Annotated in this window: 16 protein-coding genes; 5 read left to right on the top strand and 11 right to left on the bottom strand. The window is 45.0% G+C overall.

Features of this window, described 5'->3' with window-relative positions; genetic code table 11:
* Nucleotides 1–131 precede the first annotated feature (131 nt).
* Nucleotides 132–965 carry a formyltetrahydrofolate deformylase gene (purU, locus tag AC6R05_RS03730; RefSeq protein ID WP_032552212.1) on the top strand — a complete coding sequence of 278 codons (834 nt, stop codon included), beginning with the start codon at nt 132–134 and terminating at the stop codon, nt 963–965.
* 136 nt (nt 966–1,101) lie between these two features.
* Here purU and AC6R05_RS03725 read toward each other — a convergent pair whose 3' ends face one another.
* A complete protein-coding gene (locus AC6R05_RS03725) occupies nt 1,102–1,692 on the bottom strand; it encodes a VOC family protein (RefSeq protein ID WP_500646612.1) in 591 nt (196 codons plus the stop codon).
* A 307-nt stretch (nt 1,693–1,999) separates the two neighbouring features.
* On the opposite strand from AC6R05_RS03725, the gene argS reads away from it, so the two are divergent.
* Together argS and AC6R05_RS03715 are read left to right on the top strand one after the other, a co-directional pair.
* Nucleotides 2,000–3,733 carry an arginine--tRNA ligase gene (gene argS, locus AC6R05_RS03720; RefSeq protein WP_150893820.1) on the top strand — a complete coding sequence of 578 codons (1,734 nt, stop codon included), beginning with the start codon at nt 2,000–2,002 and terminating at the stop codon, nt 3,731–3,733.
* A 409-nt stretch (nt 3,734–4,142) separates the two neighbouring features.
* Nucleotides 4,143–4,571 (top strand): HIT family protein, encoded by a 429-nt coding sequence (locus tag AC6R05_RS03715; RefSeq protein WP_500646611.1) that lies wholly within the window; start codon nt 4,143–4,145, stop codon nt 4,569–4,571.
* Nucleotides 4,572–4,637: 66 nt separating this feature from the next.
* Here AC6R05_RS03715 and AC6R05_RS03710 read toward each other — a convergent pair whose 3' ends face one another.
* The 5 genes from AC6R05_RS03710 to znuA all read right to left on the bottom strand — a co-directional run bounded on the left by AC6R05_RS03710 (nt 4,638) and on the right by znuA (nt 12,730).
* A complete protein-coding gene (locus tag AC6R05_RS03710; RefSeq protein ID WP_152469100.1) occupies nt 4,638–4,868 on the bottom strand; it encodes a FeoC-like transcriptional regulator in 231 nt (76 codons plus the stop codon).
* Nucleotides 4,865–7,138 carry a Fe(2+) transporter permease subunit FeoB gene (gene feoB, locus AC6R05_RS03705; protein ID WP_500646610.1) on the bottom strand — a complete coding sequence of 758 codons (2,274 nt, stop codon included), beginning with the start codon at nt 7,136–7,138 and terminating at the stop codon, nt 4,865–4,867. Before feoB ends, AC6R05_RS03710 begins: the two co-directional genes overlap by 4 nt.
* Nucleotides 7,138–7,359, bottom strand: coding sequence for a FeoA family protein (locus tag AC6R05_RS03700; RefSeq protein WP_152469102.1), 222 nt, complete (start codon nt 7,357–7,359; stop codon nt 7,138–7,140). Before AC6R05_RS03700 ends, feoB begins: the two co-directional genes overlap by 1 nt.
* An 855-nt stretch (nt 7,360–8,214) precedes the next feature.
* Nucleotides 8,215–11,568 carry a helix-turn-helix domain-containing protein gene (locus AC6R05_RS03695; protein ID WP_500646609.1) on the bottom strand — a complete coding sequence of 1,118 codons (3,354 nt, stop codon included), beginning with the start codon at nt 11,566–11,568 and terminating at the stop codon, nt 8,215–8,217.
* 274 nt (nt 11,569–11,842) lie between these two features.
* A complete protein-coding gene (znuA, locus tag AC6R05_RS03690) occupies nt 11,843–12,730 on the bottom strand; it encodes a zinc ABC transporter substrate-binding protein ZnuA (protein ID WP_500646608.1) in 888 nt (295 codons plus the stop codon).
* Between the two features lie 83 nt (nt 12,731–12,813).
* Between znuA and znuC the strand changes: the two genes are divergently transcribed.
* Both znuC and znuB read left to right on the top strand, forming a co-directional pair.
* A complete protein-coding gene (gene znuC, locus AC6R05_RS03685) occupies nt 12,814–13,593 on the top strand; it encodes a zinc ABC transporter ATP-binding protein ZnuC (protein WP_285409141.1) in 780 nt (259 codons plus the stop codon).
* Nucleotides 13,593–14,378: a zinc ABC transporter permease subunit ZnuB gene (gene znuB, locus AC6R05_RS03680; RefSeq protein ID WP_076654554.1), complete on the top strand. Its 786-nt coding sequence runs from the start codon at nt 13,593–13,595 to the stop codon at nt 14,376–14,378. Before znuC ends, znuB begins: the two co-directional genes overlap by 1 nt.
* 91 nt (nt 14,379–14,469) lie before the next feature.
* Here znuB and sucD read toward each other — a convergent pair whose 3' ends face one another.
* From sucD to AC6R05_RS03655, 5 genes are all read right to left on the bottom strand, one after another.
* Nucleotides 14,470–15,342, bottom strand: coding sequence for a succinate--CoA ligase subunit alpha (gene sucD / locus AC6R05_RS03675; protein ID WP_004737919.1), 873 nt, complete (start codon nt 15,340–15,342; stop codon nt 14,470–14,472).
* On the bottom strand, nt 15,342–16,508 hold the full coding sequence (gene sucC, locus AC6R05_RS03670) for an ADP-forming succinate--CoA ligase subunit beta (RefSeq protein ID WP_500646607.1): 1,167 nt from the start codon (nt 16,506–16,508) through the stop codon (nt 15,342–15,344). Before sucC ends, sucD begins: the two co-directional genes overlap by 1 nt.
* Before the next feature lie 225 nt (nt 16,509–16,733).
* A complete protein-coding gene (gene odhB, locus AC6R05_RS03665; protein ID WP_500646606.1) occupies nt 16,734–17,942 on the bottom strand; it encodes a 2-oxoglutarate dehydrogenase complex dihydrolipoyllysine-residue succinyltransferase in 1,209 nt (402 codons plus the stop codon).
* 21 nt (nt 17,943–17,963) lie between these two features.
* The gene (sucA, locus tag AC6R05_RS03660; protein WP_500646605.1) at nt 17,964–20,780 is read right to left on the bottom strand and encodes a 2-oxoglutarate dehydrogenase E1 component; all 2,817 of its coding nucleotides are present in this window, start codon (nt 20,778–20,780) and stop codon (nt 17,964–17,966) included.
* Nucleotides 20,781–20,878: 98 nt separating this feature from the next.
* Nucleotides 20,879–21,592 (bottom strand): succinate dehydrogenase iron-sulfur subunit, encoded by a 714-nt coding sequence (locus AC6R05_RS03655; RefSeq protein ID WP_150869062.1) that lies wholly within the window; start codon nt 21,590–21,592, stop codon nt 20,879–20,881.
* Nucleotides 21,593–21,604 lie beyond the last annotated feature (12 nt).

Genomic DNA, 21,604 nt, shown 5'->3' with positions numbered 1-21,604 from the left:
CTTCAATATATTTTGTTGAAAGTCGGTTAATAATAGATTAATTATAACAGTCATATTACAGCGCGGTTAACCGTTCGACTGGCTGTAGTTTTTTTGAAAAATTAGAATTGTTTCATGGAAGTAAGATGGAAATGGAAAAGAAAACACTGCTGACGCATTGTACCGATGCGCCGGGACTAATCTCTAAAATCACCAACATTTGTTACAAACATCAACTCAACATCATCCACAACAACGAGTTCGTAGATAACACCAGCGGCCACTTCTTTATGCGTACCGAACTTGAAGGGTATTTCAATGACGAGACCTTTCTTGCCGATTTAGACCAAGCTCTGCCAGAAAATGCTAAGCGCAAGCTAATGGGTTCATCACGCAAACGTATTGTAGTGCTAGTGACCAAAGAAGCGCACTGTCTAGGTGATATTCTGATGAAGAATTTCGATGGTAGCCTAGACGTTGAAATTGCTGCTGTGGTTGGTAACTACGATATCCTACAAAGCCTAACTGAGCGCTTCGACATCCCTTATCATCACGTTTCTCATGAAGGGCTCAACCGTGAAGAGCACGAGCAGAAAATGCTAGAGGTGATCGACAGCTACAATGCCGACTACCTAGTTCTAGCAAAATACATGCGCGTATTAACTCCAGGCTTCGTCGAGAAATACAACCACAAGATCATCAACATCCACCACAGCTTCCTGCCTGCATTTATTGGTGCTAAACCATATCAGCAAGCGTATGAGCGCGGTGTGAAGATCATTGGTGCGACGGCTCACTTTGTTACGAATGATTTGGATGAAGGTCCAATCATTAAGCAAGACGTGATCCCTGTGGATCACAACTTCAGCGCCAAAGACATGGCTCAGGCTGGTCGTGACGTTGAGAAGAATGTTTTAAGTAAAGCGCTAAACAAGGTGATCAATGATCACGTGTTTGTTTACGGCAATAAGACTGTGATTCTATAGCGAGTAAGCGAGTAAGCGAGTAAGCGAGTAAGCGAGTAAGCGAGTAAGCGAGTAAGCGAGTAAGCGAGTAAGCGAGTAGTTTTAAAGGGTTGGCAATTATCGTCAACCCTTTTTTTCATTGTAATAAAGGGCGTTATTAACCCTGCTCTGATTCCACAATCTTCTTCAACGAATGTGGATGCAGCTTAATGCAAATCCCTTGATGCTTAAACGCTACCGTTGGGTTGTTCAAACGCTCGCCTTCGCCTTTCGGACTGGAAAGTTTGATCTTAACGCCTTGCTCTGCCAACGTTGCAAAATTAGCAGCGAACTGCGGGTAAGTGTCTTTAAGATCCGCTAGATACTCATCAGCTGTTTGTGCATGAGATGGAATCACAAACTCAACGTGCTCCCAATCTTGGCTTGGGTAAATCTTACCTTCCGCAGGGTATGGCAGTTCTAAACACTCAATCGACCAGCCGCGGCTTTGCAAGGGCTCATCAAAAGCAATCACAACAATTGGACGACCGTTAATCATCGCTTGTGAAATCGTCTCGCCGTAACCAGACCAAGCCTCATGTGCCGCTTTCGCTAACGACGTCTCGTTGATTCTTAACGCAATGTGATCCGCTTGTGCAAAGCTAAGATCTAACCCTAGCTTACTACCAAACTCTTCGATCTTGCCCATAAAATCATCTAGGCGTTCAATCATCTGTTGCGGTTCTAATTGTGCTTGCGTGAGCGTCATAATCTACTGTCTCCAAATCTGATGCGCGCATGGTAGCAGCTCTATTTTTTGCAACAAGCCTTCTATTGAGCGTTGTTTTGAAATCTCTACGGTAATTGCGTTTATTTGGTTAAAGGAAATGTAAATTTTCTATCAATCCGCCCTATAAGAAGCCACACAAAATTGGTATCATTACCGCCATTTTTGTGAACTCAAACAGAGTCTGTTGTTCATTTCATCAATAAAGCGTTAAGTAAATTGCACCTTAACCTTAGCTGACAACGAAATAACAACCACTCTTATCATCCTTGAATTGAAGGAAACGCGTGTGAATATCCAAGCACTTATTAATGACAAAGTATCTCAGGCTCTAGAAGCCGCTGGCGCACCTGCAGGCTCTCCTGCGGCTGTTCGTCAATCTGCAAAACCACAATTTGGTGACTACCAAGCAAACGGCGTAATGGGCGTTGCAAAGCGACTAGGCACTAATCCACGAGAATTTGCTCAGAAAGTATTGGACGTTCTAAACCTAGACGGTATCGCTTCTAAAGTTGAAATCGCAGGCCCTGGTTTCCTAAACATCTTCCTAGACGAAGCTTTCCTTGCACAACAAGCAGACGCAGCCTTGGCTGATTCTCGTCTAGGTGTTGCAGCGGCTGAAGCTCAAACAATCGTTGCTGACTACTCTGCACCAAACGTTGCTAAAGAGATGCACGTTGGTCACCTACGTTCTACTATCATCGGTGATGCAGTTGTTCGTACTCTAGAATTCCTAGGCCATAACGTTATCCGTGCGAACCACATCGGTGACTGGGGTACTCAGTTCGGTATGCTTATCGCAAACCTTGAGCGTGTACAACAAGAGTCTGGCGAAGTTTCGATGGAGCTTTCTGACCTTGAAGCTTTCTACCGTGAGTCTAAGAAGCTATACGACGAAGACGAAGAGTTTGCAGTTAAAGCACGTAACTACGTAGTGAAACTACAAAGCGGCGACGAGTTCTGCGCAGAGATGTGGAAGAAACTGGTTGATATCACAATGATTCAAAACCAGCGTAACTACGACCGTCTAAACGTATCTCTAACTCGTGATGACGTAATGGGTGAAAGTAAGTACAACGACATGCTTCCTGCAATCGTTGAAGACTTAAAAGCTCAAGGTCTTGCTCAAGAAGATGACGGCGCACAAGTTGTTTTCCTAGATGAGTACAAGAACAAAGATGGCGACCCAATGGGCGTTATTATCCAAAAACGCGACGGCGGTTTCCTATACACGACAACCGATATCGCATGTGCTAAGTACCGTTACGAAGAACTAGGTGCAGACCGTGTTCTTTACTTCATCGACTCTCGTCAACACCAGCACCTAATGCAAGCTTGGACTATCGTTCGTAAAGCGGGCTACATCCCTGAGTCTGTATCTCTTGAGCACCACGCATTCGGCATGATGCTAGGTAAAGATGGTAAGCCATTCAAGACTCGTGCAGGTGGTACGGTTCGCCTTGCTGATCTTCTTGATGAAGCAGAAGTTCGTGCAGCACAGCTGATCGAATCTAAGAACCCTGAGCTAGCGGAAGACGAAAAGAAAACTATCGCAAACACAGTTGCTATGGCAGCGGTTAAGTACGCGGATCTTTCTAAGCACCGTACTACTGACTACGTGTTCGACTGGGACAACATGCTTGCGTTTGAAGGTAACACTGCACCATACATGCAGTACGCTTACACTCGTGTTGCTTCTGTATTCGCTAAAGCTGGCGTTTCTATGGACTCGCTTGAAGGTGAAATCAAGATCACTGAAGAGAAAGAAAAAGCACTTATCGCGAAGCTTCTACAATTTGAAGAAGCGGTTCAGTCTGTTGCTCGTGAAGGTCAGCCGCACATCATGTGTACTTACCTATTCGAACTTGCTGGTCAATTCTCTAGCTTCTACGAAGCGTGCCCTATCCTAGTTGCTGAAGACGAAGCGGTTAAGCAAAGCCGTCTTAAGCTTGCTGCACTGACAGCGAAGACAATCAAACAAGGTCTGTCTCTACTAGGTATCGACACGCTAGAGCGCATGTAAGCGATTCGAGATTCGAGATTCGAGATTCGAGATTCGAGATTCGAGATTCGAGATTCGAGATTCGAGATTCGAGATTCGAGATTCGAGATTCGAGATAATTAGAAAGGTTGGCGTGAAAGCGTCAACCTTTTTGTTTTATTTTGGGGTTTAGTTTTCTTATCAAGTGTTGGCACGCACAGGCGTTCACCGTAAGAGATCTCTTACTACGCTCCTTCGTCGCTTTAGGAGATGACGGGAATAAAAGCAGTGATTACAAAGCGGCACCAATGACGCGCCACCACTCTCCCCAATCGTCATTCCCTACTGTGAGGAACGAACGTGATAGGGAATCTGCTTATTGAGAACGTAAGCGCTAGCCACATTCTTAATCCAACCTTATACTCAACTAAAACAATCAATTGGAAAGATCATGAGCTTCGAACTTCATCCTCAATTAGCGAAAGACACCACTGTTATTGGTGAGTTTCCACTAAGCCTTGCCCTGCTGCATAAAGACAATGCCGTGCCTTGGGTTATCCTTGTACCAAAGCGTGCCAACCTAAAAGAACTTCATCACTTACCGATGAAAGAGCAACAACAATTCTTGCATGAGTCACAAGCGGTAAGCCAAGCTCTAGAAGCGACTTTTCAGCCAGACAAACTGAACTTAGGTGCACTAGGTAATATGGTGCCGCAACTACACATCCATCATATCGCTCGTTTCACAGATGACATCGCATGGCCGGGGCCGGTATGGGGCAATACCAAAGGTGAGCAACGCAGCGAAGACGAACAAGCAGCACTACTGACCCGCATTCAAAACGTTCTATCTCTGAGCTCTTTGTTTCAAAAAGCATAATTAAAAATTCGAATTCAAAAAAACCGCAGCCAATAAGCTGCGGTTTTTCATTTTCAATCTTAAGAACTACATCATCACATTGAGCGACAAACTGTCTTGTTGATTAATAGTGTAACGTATTCGAGTCGTGTGACCATGTTGGTTGGTGTCCACTAAACGACTTACCTTACCTTTCTTAATCCAAACATTAAGCATCGCGTCGACGCCATCTTCACTCATGCCAAACTTTGTAGCTAGCTCTTTACGAGCTGCACCACCTTGTTCACCAATGTACTGATGTAATTCTCTTAAAATCATGCGAATTGAGCCTCTAGTGCGCGCTGTTTTTTACCCAGCTTTTTAAAGCCGATGTAAGTGAGAACAAAACCAGCCACAATCACTACCATCCACACTGCACTTGAGATTGGGTGAGCAGCGAAATTAGCTGCTTGGTAGTAGAAAGTCGCGCCAAAGTAGCCTAGAGCCATTGTCCAAACAGCAATAAAGCGAGCAAACATTTGGCCAAACTCTCTTACGTACGCGCCCATCGCAGCAACGCAAGGAGTATATAGTAAGATAAGAATTAGGTACGCAAACGCAGCATGGCTAGAGACAAACTTCTCTTTCAGGTTACCGAAGATAGATGTATCAACTTCTTGATCTTCAGCCACAGCGCTTGAATCTGAAAGATCACCGACTTCGATACCTAGAGGATCTGAATAGCTAAGACCTGCTAGGTTATCTGGGATTGTCATTACCGCTTCATGTAGGCTGCCCGCTAAATCAAACTCCGCAGCTTCTTCATCAGAAGGTGTTGTGTACAAGCTGTTCAGTGTACCCACTACCGCTTCTTTAGCGAAGATACCAGTAATGATACCTACTGTCGCTGGCCAGTTCTCTTCCTGAATACCGATTGGCGCAAACACAGGCGTTACCACTTGAGCTGCTTTCGATAATACCGAGTTTTCGCTGTCTTCGTTACCGAATGACCCGTCAGTACCTAGTGAGTTAAGGAAGCTCAGTACTGCAACGACCATAACAATAGTTTTACCTGCACCAAGAACGAAACGCTTCAGTTTCTGCCATGTTTTTAGCATCACGTTTTGCATAGTTGGTAACTCGTAGTCTGGCATCTCCATTACTAGACTGTCACTGCTACCCGGGTAAAGAGTATTCTTCAAGAATAGGCCCGTAAAGATAGACGCAACAATACCTAACAGGTAAAGAGCGAATACGATGTTCTGACCCGCACCCGGGAAGAACGCTGCAGCAAACAGAGCGTATACCGGTAGACGTGCACCACATGACATAAACGGTGCCATGGCAGCAGCGAGTTTACGCTCACGTTCTTGATCAAGAGTACGTGTCGCCATAATAGATGGCACGTTACAACCAAAGCCAAGCACTAGTGGTACGAATGCCTTGCCTGGAAGACCAATTTTTTGCATGACCTTATCAAGCACAAATGCTGCACGAGCCATGTAACCAGAGCTCTCTAGAACAGCAAGGAACAAGTACAAGCAAGCAATAACAGGAATAAAGGTCGCGACCGTTTGAATACCACCACCAATGCCATCAGCTAAGATCGTCACTAGCCAAACCGGTAAATGATCATCCAATAAGTAGTGACCACCATCGACCAACAGTGCGCCAACGCCGATGTCAAAGAAGTCGATGAATGCGCTACCGATGTTAATGGAGAACATGAACATCAGGTACATAACCACGAAGAAGAACGGAATGCCTACCCACTTATTCAGAATCAGTTGATCAGCTTTCTCCGTAAAGCTTCGGCTCAATTTACCTTCGCTACGACGCACGCGCTTACAAAGCTCATGCAGCATAGTGTATTTTGCATCTGCTACCGCTAAGTCGATATCAAACTGGGCAGCCGCTCTCAGTGCATCAACTTGTTGGCGCTCGTTCGGTGCAAGGCTGTTCAAAACTAGGTAATCATTTTCGAGGGCGCGAATAGCAAGTGCACGATGTGATACGTCAGCATCATTAAATTGAGTTTCGACTTGTGGTAGTAGCGCTTCGAACGCTTCTTCATATTCGATCTTAGTCGGCTCTAAGCTAACGCCTTGGACCAACAATTTATGCAGCTTCTCTTTAAAGCGAGCAACTTGTGATTTGTCGTTTGCTGATAAGCTTAAAACTGGACAGCCAAGAGCTTTTTCCAGTGCTTTCTGATCAATCACCTGACGCTCACGCTTAAGCACATCCATCTTGTTTAATACAACAATCATTGGACGACCCATCTCACGCAGCTGAAGCGTCATGTATAGGCTGCGCTCTAAGCTACTCGCATCGACAACATTGATGATCACATCTGCTGGATGGGTAAGTACTGCACGAGAAGCAATAGATTCATCAATACTGTTGCTGTCATTACCACTATCTAGGGCGTAAATACCTGGAAGGTCAGTCAGTTTAAACTGATCACCCGCATGATTATATGTACCTGTCTTTTTCTCTACGGTAACACCAGCCCAGTTACCAACGTGCTGTTTAGCACCGGTTAAAGCATTAAACAGAGTCGTTTTACCGCTGTTTGGATTACCAACAGTCAACACTTGATAGTTCATTAGCTCACCTCGATCTGTTCAGCAATGTTTTGACGAATAGCGATAGAGACACCTCTTACTTCAACCTGTAATGGGTCTCCCATTGGTGCACGACGGATCAGAGTGACTTGGGTTTTCGGAAGAACCCCCATTACCATGAGTTTTTTTCTAACATCGGGAGATAGCCCGGTGAGAGCAACAACGGTAGCCGCTTTACCTTGCTCAAGCTGTGACAGTTTCATAAGCATCCAGTAGAGATATTGATAATGAGAAATATTGTTATTAACGCGATCATACACATCAATAACCATAATAATAATGTGTGAAATCAAAGTTTCCGAAAATAGACACTCGTAAATTTCGTTAAAACACGCTACGTCAATTCCGTTATTTTCAACACTCAATGAAAACTAGTGCGCGAGTACAAAATCAAAAAACACCAAACAAATCAATTAAAATCAATAACTTAAGATTATGTCGCATTTATTACATAATGATGTCGTTAATTTTATAAGGAAAATAAGTGCTACCCCGTATAGTTAATTCCAACGAAGAGAAACTCCTTCTCTTTAACTTTATTCCAGAGGTGATATGGCTTTCGCTGTATCACTCCGGCAGCAAGCGAAGGTGTCTTTGACACCCGTGGTATAGTCCCCCCGGCTATACCACGATATTTTTTTCTTATCTTCTCTGTCCCATCTTTTATTAAGTAATCGTCTATTCTTTCGTATCTCGTATCTCGTATCTCAGAAGCATAAAAAAGCCCCGAACAATATCGAGGCTCATTAGGGCGTGTTGATCTTTCGAGCTGGTTTTTGCAGCGAGTTGCTGGGTATTTATACAAGGCAGAGGCTTTGATGTGTAGCTAGCCTACATGAGAAGCCGATAACGCAGTAGAAATGACCAGCAAACGCTGCCCGAAGGGTTCGAGCTGGGCGCCCTCGCAAAAAGCGTTTTACTCTTTGTTGAGGGAGACTTGCTTAGAATGACTAGACTACTTCTCCCTCGCCGCGATTAAAACGCTTTTGACTAGGCGTCCCCATCTGAACAAAAATTCAACCACGAAAGGTCAACACGCCCTAGAATTTCGATTTCCTTTAGTCTTCGCCATTTTCAGCAAATTTCGAAGGAGACATACCAAAATGATGTTTGAATCTCTGACTAAAATACGACGGGTCATTGAATCCAGAATTGAATGCCACGTCAGATACCTTCTCGCCAGCCAATAGTCTTTCACAAGCATGCTCTAAACGTACTTGGTTCAGGTACTCTTTAAACGTCTTATCAAAAGCAGATTTAAAACGACGTTGTAAGCTACGCTCAGACATATATAACAAGCGTGCAGCAGAAGCCGTACCAAACTCTGCATCCGAGTAATGCTCACTAACTAATAGCGTGACGCGGTTCTTCCACTCTTGTTCAGCGCTCAGTTTCTGCTGCTCTTGCGTAAGCACAGGATGTTTAATGGTTTCTATCTGCTCTAGAGTGCTTGCTGTGATTTTCTGAGAGGCTTGGTATTCGATCGGCCATGACAGTTGCACGACATTCTGCGAATCCGATATAAACGTCTTCAGCTCGCCTCCACTCTGGTGGATAAGGAGCGGTAGTTTTTCAATATTTAGATCTGTTGACTGAGCTAATCCAGCCTCGGGATCGGCGGCCGTCCACTTAGGGAAAGGCATCCCAAAATCACGGAGTGTTATCACAAGCTGCTGCTTAACCTCTTCAACCGAGACAAGCATTCGTTGTGATTTAAAGTTACGTTTGATGGCACTCGCCACCAAGCTATTAAAGACAATATCAAGATTGAAGTAGTTCAGCGTTATGTATCGCTGTTTGGTATTTAAGTTAACCTCAAGTTCAATACCGGCCTTTGCAAGATCGTCCTTCCATGCCGTCAGCACCGACTCTAAAACTAATACCAAGTCATAATACGTTGTTTGACCGCTCTCATGGCCTTGAGCGAGCTGTTCTAAACCTTGGCGAAGCTCTACGATAGGTGATACTTCATCACTTTCTTGCCAATTAGGGATAAGTGCTGCAGCACGATTGACTTCTTCAACCAGCCCACCAGCGGTATGGGTTACCAGAACATTTTTAACCGCCAACTGTTTTTTAAGTTGCTGGTTAGTCGCCAATAGAATTCGACTTTGATGACGTAACTGATCGGTCTTCAAAGCCACTTGAGCCTTAAGCTTGCGGTTAGCAAAGGTGACAAAACGGGAACGCCAAAATACCAGTACCGTAACGAAACCTATCAACAAAACCATAAAGCTTGCGGCTGCCCAATTGCTCAAATACCAAGGTTCCAAAATAGTAAATGGTTGCTTAGTTGAAACGAAGCGATAGTGAGAGTCTTTAACAGGCTTCACTTCAAGAACATAATCTCCAGGAAGAATATGCTCCAAAGCCAACAAACCGCCTTCGAACTCAATCCAAGGTTCGTCCTCATTCAATCGATACTCCATTGCTTGGACAAAACCAACCGGCAATACACCAAACTTAAAGCTCAATGAGGATCCATAGGGCACTTGTAATGACTCTATGTATTTACCACCCAAAGCAACTGTATTTTGATCAACAGTGACTTTACTTACCAACGCACGCCTTTGTGGCGTATCAGACACCAAGAGCTCGTTGGACATCGCACCAACGAGGCCATACTTAGAGCCCATAACAAGCAAGCCCGATTGCAGTGGGTCAGCCACTGATAAGCTGCACGCTCCCGGTGAAAACTCATTGAGAATCAAACCAAATGGTGAACCAATATGTTTGTTGAGAATGCCACTGAGCCCATAAAAGCTAATTCCCTTTGACGAACCTAACCAGATTCCGTGCTTATCACTGACCAAACAAACCGGGCTAATGTTATCTTCAACCAACTCGACATCTTCTATGTATTCGCTTCCATTGGCAATTCGATAAACGCCATAGCTTCCAGCAAACCAGTGTGAGCCATCATTCGAGTGAGCAATATCAACCACCTTGCCAAATCTCAAGCTGTCTCTTTTGAAGCTAATCCTGCCATCGACTAATGAATAGAAACCATGGTCGGTGCCAATATAGACTTCGCCTTGTTTATCTACTGAGAGATCTGTGATTTTTGCAGGTAAGTACTTACTGACTAGCCAATCCATGCCGTACGATGTCGCTTTATTAGTAGCTATATTGAACGAATAAAGGTTTTGTTCAGAAGTCAGCCATAATAGCCCTTGTGTATTCAGCGCGAGAGTATCGACTGGTCGTTGACGCAAGCTTCTAGGTAGCTCTAATGAGGTGAGCTGGCGACTATGTTGGTCGACTGCATTTAAGCCTGTTGGAGTAGCAAGGTAAACCAAGCCCTGATGCGCGACGATATCACTTACGGGCTCAGAATAAATTCGCTTTGGAAGCTCGCCCGCATCCGCTTTCGCTACGTAGAGACCCTCTGATGTTGCTACCCAAAACTCGGATTCACTGATAGACAGTATTTTATTGACGGAAAAGCGCACCGAATGCATGCCTAATCCAGAGATGGAAGTTCTTTGAAAAGTGCTACTGTATAAAGAAAAGTAGCGTATTCCATTGTTAGTGGCTATCCACAAACCACCAGCAGAGTCGTTGACTAACGAGTATATCTTTTCACCAGGAAGCGAAAAGTCTTGGTTATCAGATCCTTGGAAACGCTTTATCTTACCCGTAATAAAGTTGTAACTCATCAAACCGTGTTCAGTTCCAATCCAGTATTGATCGGAGGTTTCAGCAAGAGACAACACGTGAGAGCCGGGAATTCGATTTACTACATCCGGCGATGATAAGTTAATGATCACTAACCCATTGCGCGTCCCGACAAGCAGCTCACGTCGAGCATCAGAAAAGTAGACCTCTTCGATATAGAATTTACCGGAAGCGGTAATGTGTTCAAATTCTTTCTCTTCAGAGCGATACACCCCTGCCGACGTTGCGAGTACCCACTTCGAAAGTACCCTTTCAGCGTCATTGATTCGGATATCGCTGCGCTTATTGTGACGATATAGCTTGAGTAAAGAATACGTTTCGAATTCACTGGTGAGTGTATTGTAGGTATAGAAGTTATTTCTATCGGTAACCCAGATATAGTCACCTGATGCGCCGATATTACGAATTTCAGCTCCCGGGCTCAGACTAAATGCGAGAAAGCTCTCTATACCTGGTACATGTCGATAGACCTCATTATCAAAGTAGGTCCAAAATTCATCGTTTAAAAATGCCACCTCATCGGAAGAGAATTCAAGCAAACTACCTTTCCTGGGTAAGAGAGTTCCACCGTCATAAAACATGACTTTACCGTGGACATCGTGAATCCATAAACCACCACCTTCACCTAAGTAAAGGTTTTTAGCGGCAAGAAAATTCCCTTGCCCTTGAACAGGTAAAGGATAGAAAACAGATGACGCGGCACTCAGTGTAGAAACACCCAGCGAAATACTCATGAAGATGAGTAATCTGATGATCACTTGATACAAGGTTTTTCCCAAAAACAGCAAATACAGCGCGGCCCACGCGGCTTTGAAAGTGCGATAACCGTCGACGAGTTATTTTGTGATTATAATTATCTCACTATTTTAGCGGAAATTACCTAGGGAAAAAGACGGTTTGTAAAATTGAGGAAGGAATTATCTTATAGATCACGAAAATGCCGCAAAAAGCGGCATTATTCATAAATGTCTGATTGTAAAGTCTATAAATGACTGGAGTGTATCAGTACTATTGAGTTGATAGACAGCTTGAGTAGCTATCCGTCAGCTGTTGTAGGAATGCAAAGTAGCTCCCTTTACCCACTTCGATTGTTGAACCGATTGGATCAAGCTGGCCTTTTTGCGTTGAGCTACCGCGTACAACAGATTCAATCACAGCTGGCGTAAATTGAGGTTCAGAGAATACACACTGAACATCTTGCTTTGCCAATGTCTTCTTAATAGTAATCAGAGTCTTAGCACCCGGTTTGCGCTCTGGGCTTACGGTGAAATGACCAAGTTTGTTTAGACCAAACTCGTCTTCATAATAACTGTAAGCGTCGTGGAATACGTAGTAACCCTTATCCTTTACAGGTGCGAGCTGAGCTTCAATTGCGCTCTTTTTCTCAGCCAGTTGTGCTAAGAAGTTCTCAAGGTTCTTGTTGTAAGTGTCGGCATTCTTAGGATCAAGTTCAACAAGCTTGCCCGTGATGTAAGATGAAGCGACTTCCACTTGGTCGGTACCCAACCAGAAGTGTGGGTCATGGCTGCCGTGATCATGGCCGTCATGGTGGTGATCATGTGAATCTTCACCAAACTCTTTTAGATTGATGTTTGGGATTTCACTAATAGTAATCACGTTATCATTCGACTTAATGACTTTGGTCAGGAAGGCTTCCAAGTCTGGACCGAACCAAATAACCATATCTGCCTGCTGAACTTTCTTCACATCAGACGGTTTTAAAGCGTAGTCGTGTGGTGAGGCATTACTGTCCATTACCGCGTCTGGTTCACTGACACCTTGCGTTAATTCAGTAACAATCATTTGAATAGGTTTAAAACTTGTTAGAATGGTGCTCGCACTGGCAAGGCTTGGAATTAATAATAAGCTTGTCAGTATAAAAGATGAACGTAACATATTACCTCGATAATAGAAAAGTAGCTTAGGCCTGCTGTAAATGTTACATTATAACATTAGCTAATTGCAAATGAGTTCTATTCATGGATAACTTAATCCAATTGGATTCCGTCAGTGTTGAGTTCGACGGTAGAAAAGTTTTAGACAATATCTCTCTAAATATAGAGCGCGGCCAAATCACAACTCTAATAGGCCCAAATGGTGCAGGTAAATCGACCCTAGTCAAAGTGCTACTAGGACTTCAAAACCGATACTCTGGCACCATTACCAAAAACAAAAAACTAAAAATTGGCTATGTTCCACAAAAACTTAAGCTTAATGACTCGCTCCCTTTAAACGTAGAGCGCTTCTTAAAGCTTACCGGTAAATTCAGTGAACAAGAGATTCTTGAATCATTGAAACTGGTTGGTGCCGAGCACCTGATTAAAAACAACATGCACCAGTTATCTGGTGGTGAGAACCAACGTGTGTTGATCGCCCGCTCGCTACTCCGTCGCCCAGATCTACTGGTACTCGACGAGCCAGCACAAGGTGTTGATGTTCAAGGTCAAATTGATCTTTATGAACTGATCGACTCCATTCGCCACCGTTTTGGCTGTGCAGTGTTCATGGTTTCACACGACTTGCACTTAGTGATGGCAAAAACTGATGACGTGATTTGTCTGAATCATCATGTTTGCTGTTCTGGTGCGCCTGCTGATATTAAGCACCATCCTTCTTATATCGCTCTATTCGGTACTGCGGTACAAGAGAGCTTGGCTTTCTACCATCACCAACATGATCATCACCATCACGACTTGGCAGGCCAACCTGTTTCAGGCGATGTTCACGACTGCAAAAATCATAATCACGGACATCACTAATGCTTGAGTTCCTTTTACCTTCTATTCTCGCTGGCCTTGGCATTGCACTTATTGCTGGCCCACTGGGTTCATTCGTTGTGTGGCGTAAAATGGCTTACTTTGGTGATACGTTGGCTCACGCGTCATTGATGGGGCTAGCTCTTGGCTTTCTATTAGAGATTAACCTCTACTTAGCACTGTTAATCTGCTGTTTGATGCTCGCGGTACTGCTAGTTACCTTACAGAAACAGAAGCTGGTCGCGACCGACACACTTCTGGGCATACTCGCACACAGTGCACTTTCGCTTGGTTTAGTGGCCGTTAGTTTTCTCGACAACGTACGTGTAGACCTAATGAGCTACCTATTTGGTGATCTGCTTGCTGTATCACCAACAGACCTTGTGTTTATTTATGGCGGCGCCGCCGCTGTGGCACTAGTTTTGGCTATCTTCTGGCGTCCATTGCTATCCACAACGGTTAACGAAGATCTCGCCGCTGTAGACGGTATCAACATAGACCTGATGCGTTTGGTATTGATGTTAATGGTCGGTATCGTTATTGCGGTAGGTATGAAGTTTGTCGGTGCTCTGATTATGACATCGCTACTGATTATTCCAGCTGCGACAGCACGTAAATTTGCTCAAACCCCTGAACAGATGGCCTTTATTGCCTCTGGCATTGGTTCTTTGGCAGTGCTCGGTGGACTGAGTCTTTCTTGGTTCTACGATACCCCAGCGGGCCCTTCTGTAGTCATCACAGCAACGGCAATGTTTATGCTGTCCCAAATGGTAAAGAATCGAGCATAGATTAGTTTTACATCTCGCATCTTCGAGAACATACAAAAAAGGCTTGGTCATCGACCAAGCCTTTTAATTATCTATCACTGTAAAGTGCTGGTTACCAACCAGTAATCTCGCGTAGACCTTTACCGATGTCAGCAAGAGACTTAACTGTCTTAACGCCTGCTGCTTCAAGTGCTGCGAATTTATCTTCAGCAGTACCTTTACCGCCAGAGATGATTGCGCCAGCGTGGCCCATACGTTTACCTGGAGGAGCAGTAACACCCGCGATGTAAGAAACAACTGGCTTAGTTACGTTCTCTTTGATGAACGCTGCAGCTTCTTCTTCCGCTGTACCACCGATCTCACCAATCATTACGATTGCTTCTGTTTCAGGATCTTCTTGGAACAGTTTTAGGATGTCGATGAAGTTTGAACCTGGGATTGGGTCACCACCGATACCAACACATGTAGACTGACCGAAGCCTTCGTCTGTTGTTTGTTTAACTGCTTCGTAAGTAAGAGTACCTGAACGAGATACGATACCTACTTTACCTTTCTTGTGGATGTGACCAGGCATGATACCAATCTTACACTCGTCTGGAGTGATAAGACCTGGACAGTTAGGACCGATCATGCGAACGCCAGTTTCTTCTAGCTTCACTTTAACGTCGATCATATCTGTCGTTGGGATACCTTCAGTGATCGTTACGATTAGTTCGATACCTGCGTCGATCGCTTCAAGGATTGCATCTTTACAGAAAGGTGCTGGTACGTAGATAACTGTTGCTGTTGCACCAGTCACTTCTACTGCTTCACGTACTGTGTTGAACACAGGAAGACCAAGATGAGTTTGACCACCTTTACCTGGAGATACACCACCAACCATTTGCGTACCGTATGCGATAGCTTGCTCTGAGTGGAATGTACCTTGACCGCCAGTGAAACCCTGACAGATTACTTTAGTGTCTTTGTTAATTAGTACAGACATTATTTCGCCTCCGCAGCAGCAACAACTTTCTGAGCAGCATCTGTTAGAGATTCAGCTGCAATGATATCAACATCAGAATTAGCAAGTACTTCACGACCTAGGTCTGCGTTTGTACCTTCTAGACGAACAACAACTGGTACTGTTACGCCTACTTCTTTAACCGCACCGATAATACCTTCAGCGATCATGTCACAACGTACGATGCCACCGAAGATGTTTACTAGTACTGCGCTAACATTGTCATCAGAAAGGATGATCTTGAATGCTTCAGCTACACGCTCTTTCGTTGCGCCGCCGCCTACATCAAGGAAGTTTGCTGGTTTGCCGCCGTGTAGGTTAACGATATCCATCGTACCCATTGCTAGACCTGCACCGTTAACCATACAGCCAACGTTACCGTCTAGTGCTACGTAGTTTAGTTCCCACTGTGCTGCGTGTGCTTCGCGCTCATCTTCTTGAGATGGATCGTGCATTTCACGTAGTTTAGGTTGACGGTACATCGCGTTTGAGTCGATGTTGATCTTGCCGTCTAGACAAAGAAGGTTGCCTTCGCCAGTAATTACAAGTGGGTTGATCTCTAGTAGAGCTAGGTCGTACTGAGAGAACATTTGGCCAAGACCCATGAAGATCTTAACGAACTGTTTGATTTGGTCGCCAACTAGACCAAGTTTGAACGCAAGTTCACGGCCTTGGTAAGCTTGAGGACCTACTAGAGGATCAATCGCAGATTGGTGAATCAACTCAGGAGTCTCTTCAGCGATTTTCTCAATGTCCACACCGCCTTCAGTAGACGCCATGAATACAATTTTACGAGTTGCACGGTCTACAACTGCGCCTAGGTAAAGTTCGTTAGCGATGTTAGACGCTTCTTCAACTAGGATTTTAGTTACAGGCTGACCATTTGCATCTGTTTGGTAAGTCACTAGGTTCTTACCTAGCCACTTTTGAGCAAACTCTTTAACGCCTTCTCTTGTGTCATGTAGTTCTACACCGCCCGCTTTACCGCGACCGCCTGCGTGTACTTGACACTTAACAACTTTCTTTTCAGTAGAGATACGACCCGCAGCTTCGAAAGCTTCTTGAGCTGTATCACATGCGAAACCTTCTGGTACAGGCAAACCGAATTCTGCAAACAGCTGTTTGGCTTGGTATTCATGCAAATTCATTTTGATATTCCGTTTATTTTCCCTTAAGGGATTATTATTTCCATAACGACACAGTTATCTGTGTTACGTCTGTAGGGTCTTCTCAAATCAGCCAAGACTACTCATATAAACAGTTAATATTTAACAAGTAATCGTTGGCTCAAGTGAAGGCCAGACGTCGAGCTAGCCTAGCCTTTGAAACTATCAACGTCTAGCTGTTGAGCACAACTAGACGTTTTAGCGATATTAAACGTCTAATAGGAGACGTGCTGGATCTTCTAGTAGCTCTTTAATCGTTACTAGGAAGCCAACTGACTCACGGCCATCGATTAGACGGTGGTCGTAAGATAGCGCTAGGTACATCATCGGTAGGATTTCAACTTTACCGTCAACCGCCATTGGGCGCTCTTGGATCTTATGCATACCCAGGATAGCCGCTTGTGGTGGGTTGATGATTGGCGTTGACATCAGTGAACCAAATACACCGCCGTTTGTGATAGTGAAGTTACCACCCATTAGCTCATCAACAGTTAGCTTGCCGTCACGGCCTTTGATCGCTAGCTCTTTGATGCCTTTTTCGATGTCAGCGAAACCTAGAGTATCACAGTCTTTAAGTACTGGAGTTACTAGACCACGTGGCGTAGATACCGCCATGCTGATGTCGAAGTAGTTGTGGTAAACGATATCATCACCGTCGATAGACGCGTTTACTTCTGGGTAACGCTTCAATGCTTCAGTTACCGCTTTCACGTAGAAAGACATGAAACCTAGACGCGTGTCGTGACGCTTCTCGAACTGATCTTTGTACTGCTTACGAAGGTCCATGATTGGCTTCATGTTTACTTCGTTGAACGTCGTTAGCATTGCAGTGCTGTTCTTCGCTTCAAGCAGACGGTTAGCGACTGTCTTACGTAGACGCGTCATTGGTACACGCTTCTGGCTACGAACTGCTGCTGGCGCTTCTACCGCTGCAGGAGCTTCTGCTTTAGGTGCAGAAGCTCCTGCAGCTAGGTGCGCATCGATGTCTTCACGAGTGATACGACCACCTACGCCAGTGCCTTTAACGTCAGCTGGTTGCAGGTTGTGTTCAGCTAGAAGACGACGAACTGCTGGGCTTAGCGCATCGTTGCTCTCTTCAGAAAGCGTCGCTTTGTGGCGCTTATCTGGAGATGCTTCAGTATCTTCTGTTGTATCTGTCGTTGGTTCACCAGCAACCGCGCCAGGCTTAAGCTTAGCGATAAGTTGCTTAGAAAGTACTGTTGCACCTTCTTCTTCGATGATTGCCTCTAGAACACCAGCTTCTGGAGCTGGTACTTCTAGAACCACTTTGTCAGTTTCAATATCTACGATGACTTCATCGCGTTCAACCGCTTCACCCGGTTGTTTGTGCCAAGTTGCGACTGTTGCGTCAGCCACCGATTCAGGTAAATCTGGAACCAGAATTTCAATTGTCATATCTGTGTTTTCCTTTTACTTCTAGTTCGAAAGTAGGGTCAGAGCGTCTTCAATTAACGCTTTTTGTTGTTTCAAGTGTACTGACATGTAGCCAACCGCAGGTGATGCTGAAGCAGGACGACCTGCATATTTAAGATCAGCACCCGCTGGAATCGCAGCACGGAAGTTGTGTTGGCTGCTGTACCAAGCACCTTGGTTTTGTGGCTCTTCTTGACACCAAACGTAATCTTCAACATTTGTGTACTGTGCAATCGCAGCTTGAACTTCCTCAAGAGGGAATGGGTACAGCTGCTCGATACGCACAATAGCAACATCGTCTTGTTCGTTCTTACGGCGCTGTTCTAATAGGTCGAAGTAAACCTTACCTGAACAGAACACTACGCGTTTCACGTTCTCTGGCTTGATGGCATCAATCTCAGCGATTGCTGGCTGGAATGTACCCTCTGCAAGATCTTCAAGTGAAGACGTACACAGTGGGTGACGCAGCAATGACTTAGGAGACATAACAATCAGAGGACGACGCATTGGACGTACAACCTGACGACGAATCATGTGGTAAACCTGAGCTGGTGTTGATGGAACAACAACCTGCATGTTCTGTTCAGCACATAGCTGTAGGTAACGCTCTAGACGTGCAGAAGAGTGCTCTGGACCTTGACCTTCGTAACCGTGTGGAAGCAGCATTGTAAGACCACATAGACGTGCCCATTTTTGCTCACCAGACGAGATGAATTGGTCGATAACCACTTGAGCGCCATTCGCAAAATCACCAAACTGTGCTTCCCAAAGGGTTAAGCCGCTTGGCTCTGCTGTTGCGTAGCCGTATTCAAATGCCAGAACCGCTTCTTCAGATAGTACTGAGTCAAATACTTGGAAAGGACCCTGTTTATCGTGAATGTTCGCTAGTGGAACGTAAGTGCTCGCATCTGTTTGGTTATGTAGAACAGAGTGACGGTGGAAGAAAGTACCACGGCCTGAATCTTGGCCAGAAATACGGATACGTTTACCATCATCAACCAGAGTCGCATACGCAAGCGTCTCCGCCATACCCCAATCGACTTGTTTCTCACCATTAATCATGGCAGTACGATCGTTGTACAGTTTGTTTACTCGGCTTTGTAGCTTGTGGCTATCTGGGTATTGGCACAGCTTAGTACCAAGCTCTTTTAGACGCTCGATATCAATTTGGCTGTTCCAATCGATGTTCCAATCGTGACCAATGTATGGGCTCCAGTCTACAGAGTGCAGGGCCATTGGGCGCCACTCTTTAACGACAACTTCACCATGGTCTAGAGCATCACGGTATTCGTTGACCAGCTGAGTTGCTGTGTCGATACCAAACTCACCGCGCTCCATTAGGATGTCTGCGTATAGCTTACGTGGTGTTGGATGCTTCTTGATTTTTTGGTACATCAGCGGTTGAGTTGCATTCGGCTCATCTGCTTCGTTGTGACCGTGACGACGGTAACAAACAAGGTCGATAACAACATCGCGCTTGAACGTATTACGGTAATCCAGTGCCAAGCGAGCAACGAAAGCTACTGCTTCTGGGTCATCTGCATTAACGTGGAAAATCGGTGCCTGTACCATCTTAGCGATATCAGTACAGTACATAGTAGAACGCGTGTCACGTGGGTTTGACGTTGTGAAGCCAACTTGGTTGTTAACAACGATACGAACGGTACCGCCAACACAGAAGCCACGTGCTTGAGACATGTTGAATGTCTCTTGAACTACACCTTGACCTGCAATTGCAGAGTCACCGTGAATAGTAATAGGTAGTACGCTGCTGCCATCTTTATCGTCTAGACGATCTTGACGAGCACGAACTGAACCAATAACTACTGGGTTTACAATCTCAAGGTGAGACGGGTTAAATGCCAACGCTAGGTGAACATCGCCACCTGGAGTTGCGAAGTCAGCAGAGAAACCTTGGTGATATTTCACATCACCTGTACCCCATGTTTCGTCGTGTTTGCCAGCAAACTCGTCGAATAGGTCTTGTGGTTTCTTACCAAGTACGTTCACCAGCATGTTCAAACGACCGCGGTGAGCCATACCAATAACAACTTCACGCATACCTTGACCACCAGCATGACGAATGATCTCTTTCGTCATTGGAATCAAAGCATCACCACCTTCTAGAGAGAAACGCTTTGCGCCTGGGAACTTAGCACCAAGATAGCGCTCAAGACCTTCAGCAGCAGTTAGCTCTTCTAGGAAAGCTTGCTTCTCTTCTTTATTGAATGATGGTTGACCAGAAACAGACTCTAGACGTTGTTGAATCCAACGTTTTTGTTCTGTGTTAGTCATGTGCATGTATTCTGCACCGATAGAGCCACAATACGTCTGCTTCAAAGATTTGTAGAGATCTTTAAGAACCATCGTCTCTTGGCCAATCGCGTAAGAGCCGACGTTAAACGTCTCGTTGAGGTCTTCTTCGGTGAGAGTGTGGAAGGAAGGATCCAGTTCAGCGACTGTATCTCTTTTCCATAAACCTAGTGGGTCTAGGTTTGCTGCTTGATGCCCACGGAATCGGTAAGCATTAATAAGTTGCAGAACCTTTACTTGTTTCGCATCGACATCTGGATCACTAACTTGGACACTGTAATGCTTTGTTTCTTGAGCGAGTCGTCGGAAGTATTCACGAACACGAGAGTGTGGTTGTTCCACCGCTTCTGAAGCTTGCACAGGCAACTCTTCAAAAACGCTTCTCCATTCGTCACTTACCAAGTCGGGGTCACTTAGATACAGTTCGTAGAGTTCCTCTACGTATGTTGCATTGGCGCCAGCCAAGTGTGAAGACTCGAGCCATGCCTTCATCACGCCGTTGTGCATATTTTCCCTTAACCAGTAGTTTTCACGTTTGCTGCGGTCTTATAGCCGAGCTATTAAAAGGCCGCCCAAAACAGCTAGGGCGGCAATTTTTTTATTTCTTAAACCGAGCGATTTACAAGCATGGTCTTGATGTGACCAATCGCTTTCGTCGGATTTAATCCCTTAGGACAAACACTTACACAATTCATGATGCCATGGCAACGAAAAACGCTAAATGCATCATCAAGATCAGACAAACGTTCATCTGTCGCTGTATCTCGGCTATCAATTAACCAACGGTAAGCAGCTAGTAGGCCTGCAGGACCGATGAACTTGTCTGGGTTCCACCAGAAAGAAGGACAAGACGTTGTACAACATGCACACATGATACATTCATACAACCCATCCAAATGTGCTCGTTCATCAGGGGTTTGTAGGTTTTCGCGTGACGGTGGCACATTGCCATCAGACACTAAGAATGGCTTCACTTTTTCGTAGTTATTGTAGAACTGAGTCATGTCCACGATAAGGTCACGCACAACCGGTAGACCCGGTAGTGGGCGAATCACAATCTTGTCTTGGCCAGACAGCGCAGACAATGGAGTGATACATGCCAGTCCATTTTTACCATTCATGTTGAGACCGTCAGAACCACATACACCTTCACGGCATGAACGACGGAATGAAATTGTTGGATCTTGCTCTTTTAGTAGGATAAGAGCGTCCAAAAGCATCATGTCTGACCCTTCGTCTACTTCAAGGACGTAGTCCTTCATGTAAGGCTTTTGGTCAACATCTGGGTTGTAACGGTATAAAGAGAAATTCAGTTTCATGGTTAGATCTCC

The sequence above is a fragment of the Vibrio sp. R11-SG3-ISO9 genome (genome assembly GCF_059834255.1).
Note: the sequence above shows the minus strand (reverse complement) of the source record. Positions and strands in the feature narration are given on the sequence as shown.

Coding starts and splice junctions, on each gene's coding strand:
- purU (WP_032552212.1), top strand. CDS start 132: ATGGAAAAGAAAACACTGCTGACGCATTGTACCGATGCGCCGGGACTA.
- AC6R05_RS03725 (WP_500646612.1), bottom strand. CDS start 1,692: ATGACGCTCACGCAAGCACAATTAGAACCGCAACAGATGATTGAACGC.
- AC6R05_RS03715 (WP_500646611.1), top strand. CDS start 4,143: ATGAGCTTCGAACTTCATCCTCAATTAGCGAAAGACACCACTGTTATT.
- AC6R05_RS03710 (WP_152469100.1), bottom strand. CDS start 4,868: ATGATTTTAAGAGAATTACATCAGTACATTGGTGAACAAGGTGGTGCA.
- feoB (WP_500646610.1), bottom strand. CDS start 7,138: ATGAACTATCAAGTGTTGACTGTTGGTAATCCAAACAGCGGTAAAACG.
- AC6R05_RS03700 (WP_152469102.1), bottom strand. CDS start 7,359: ATGAAACTGTCACAGCTTGAGCAAGGTAAAGCGGCTACCGTTGTTGCT.
- AC6R05_RS03695 (WP_500646609.1), bottom strand. CDS start 11,568: ATGAGTATTTCGCTGGGTGTTTCTACACTGAGTGCCGCGTCATCTGTT.
- znuA (WP_500646608.1), bottom strand. CDS start 12,730: ATGTTACGTTCATCTTTTATACTGACAAGCTTATTATTAATTCCAAGC.
- znuC (WP_285409141.1), top strand. CDS start 12,814: ATGGATAACTTAATCCAATTGGATTCCGTCAGTGTTGAGTTCGACGGT.
- znuB (WP_076654554.1), top strand. CDS start 13,593: ATGCTTGAGTTCCTTTTACCTTCTATTCTCGCTGGCCTTGGCATTGCA.
- sucD (WP_004737919.1), bottom strand. CDS start 15,342: ATGTCTGTACTAATTAACAAAGACACTAAAGTAATCTGTCAGGGTTTC.
- sucC (WP_500646607.1), bottom strand. CDS start 16,508: ATGAATTTGCATGAATACCAAGCCAAACAGCTGTTTGCAGAATTCGGT.
- odhB (WP_500646606.1), bottom strand. CDS start 17,942: ATGACAATTGAAATTCTGGTTCCAGATTTACCTGAATCGGTGGCTGAC.
- sucA (WP_500646605.1), bottom strand. CDS start 20,780: ATGCACAACGGCGTGATGAAGGCATGGCTCGAGTCTTCACACTTGGCT.
- AC6R05_RS03655 (WP_150869062.1), bottom strand. CDS start 21,592: ATGAAACTGAATTTCTCTTTATACCGTTACAACCCAGATGTTGACCAA.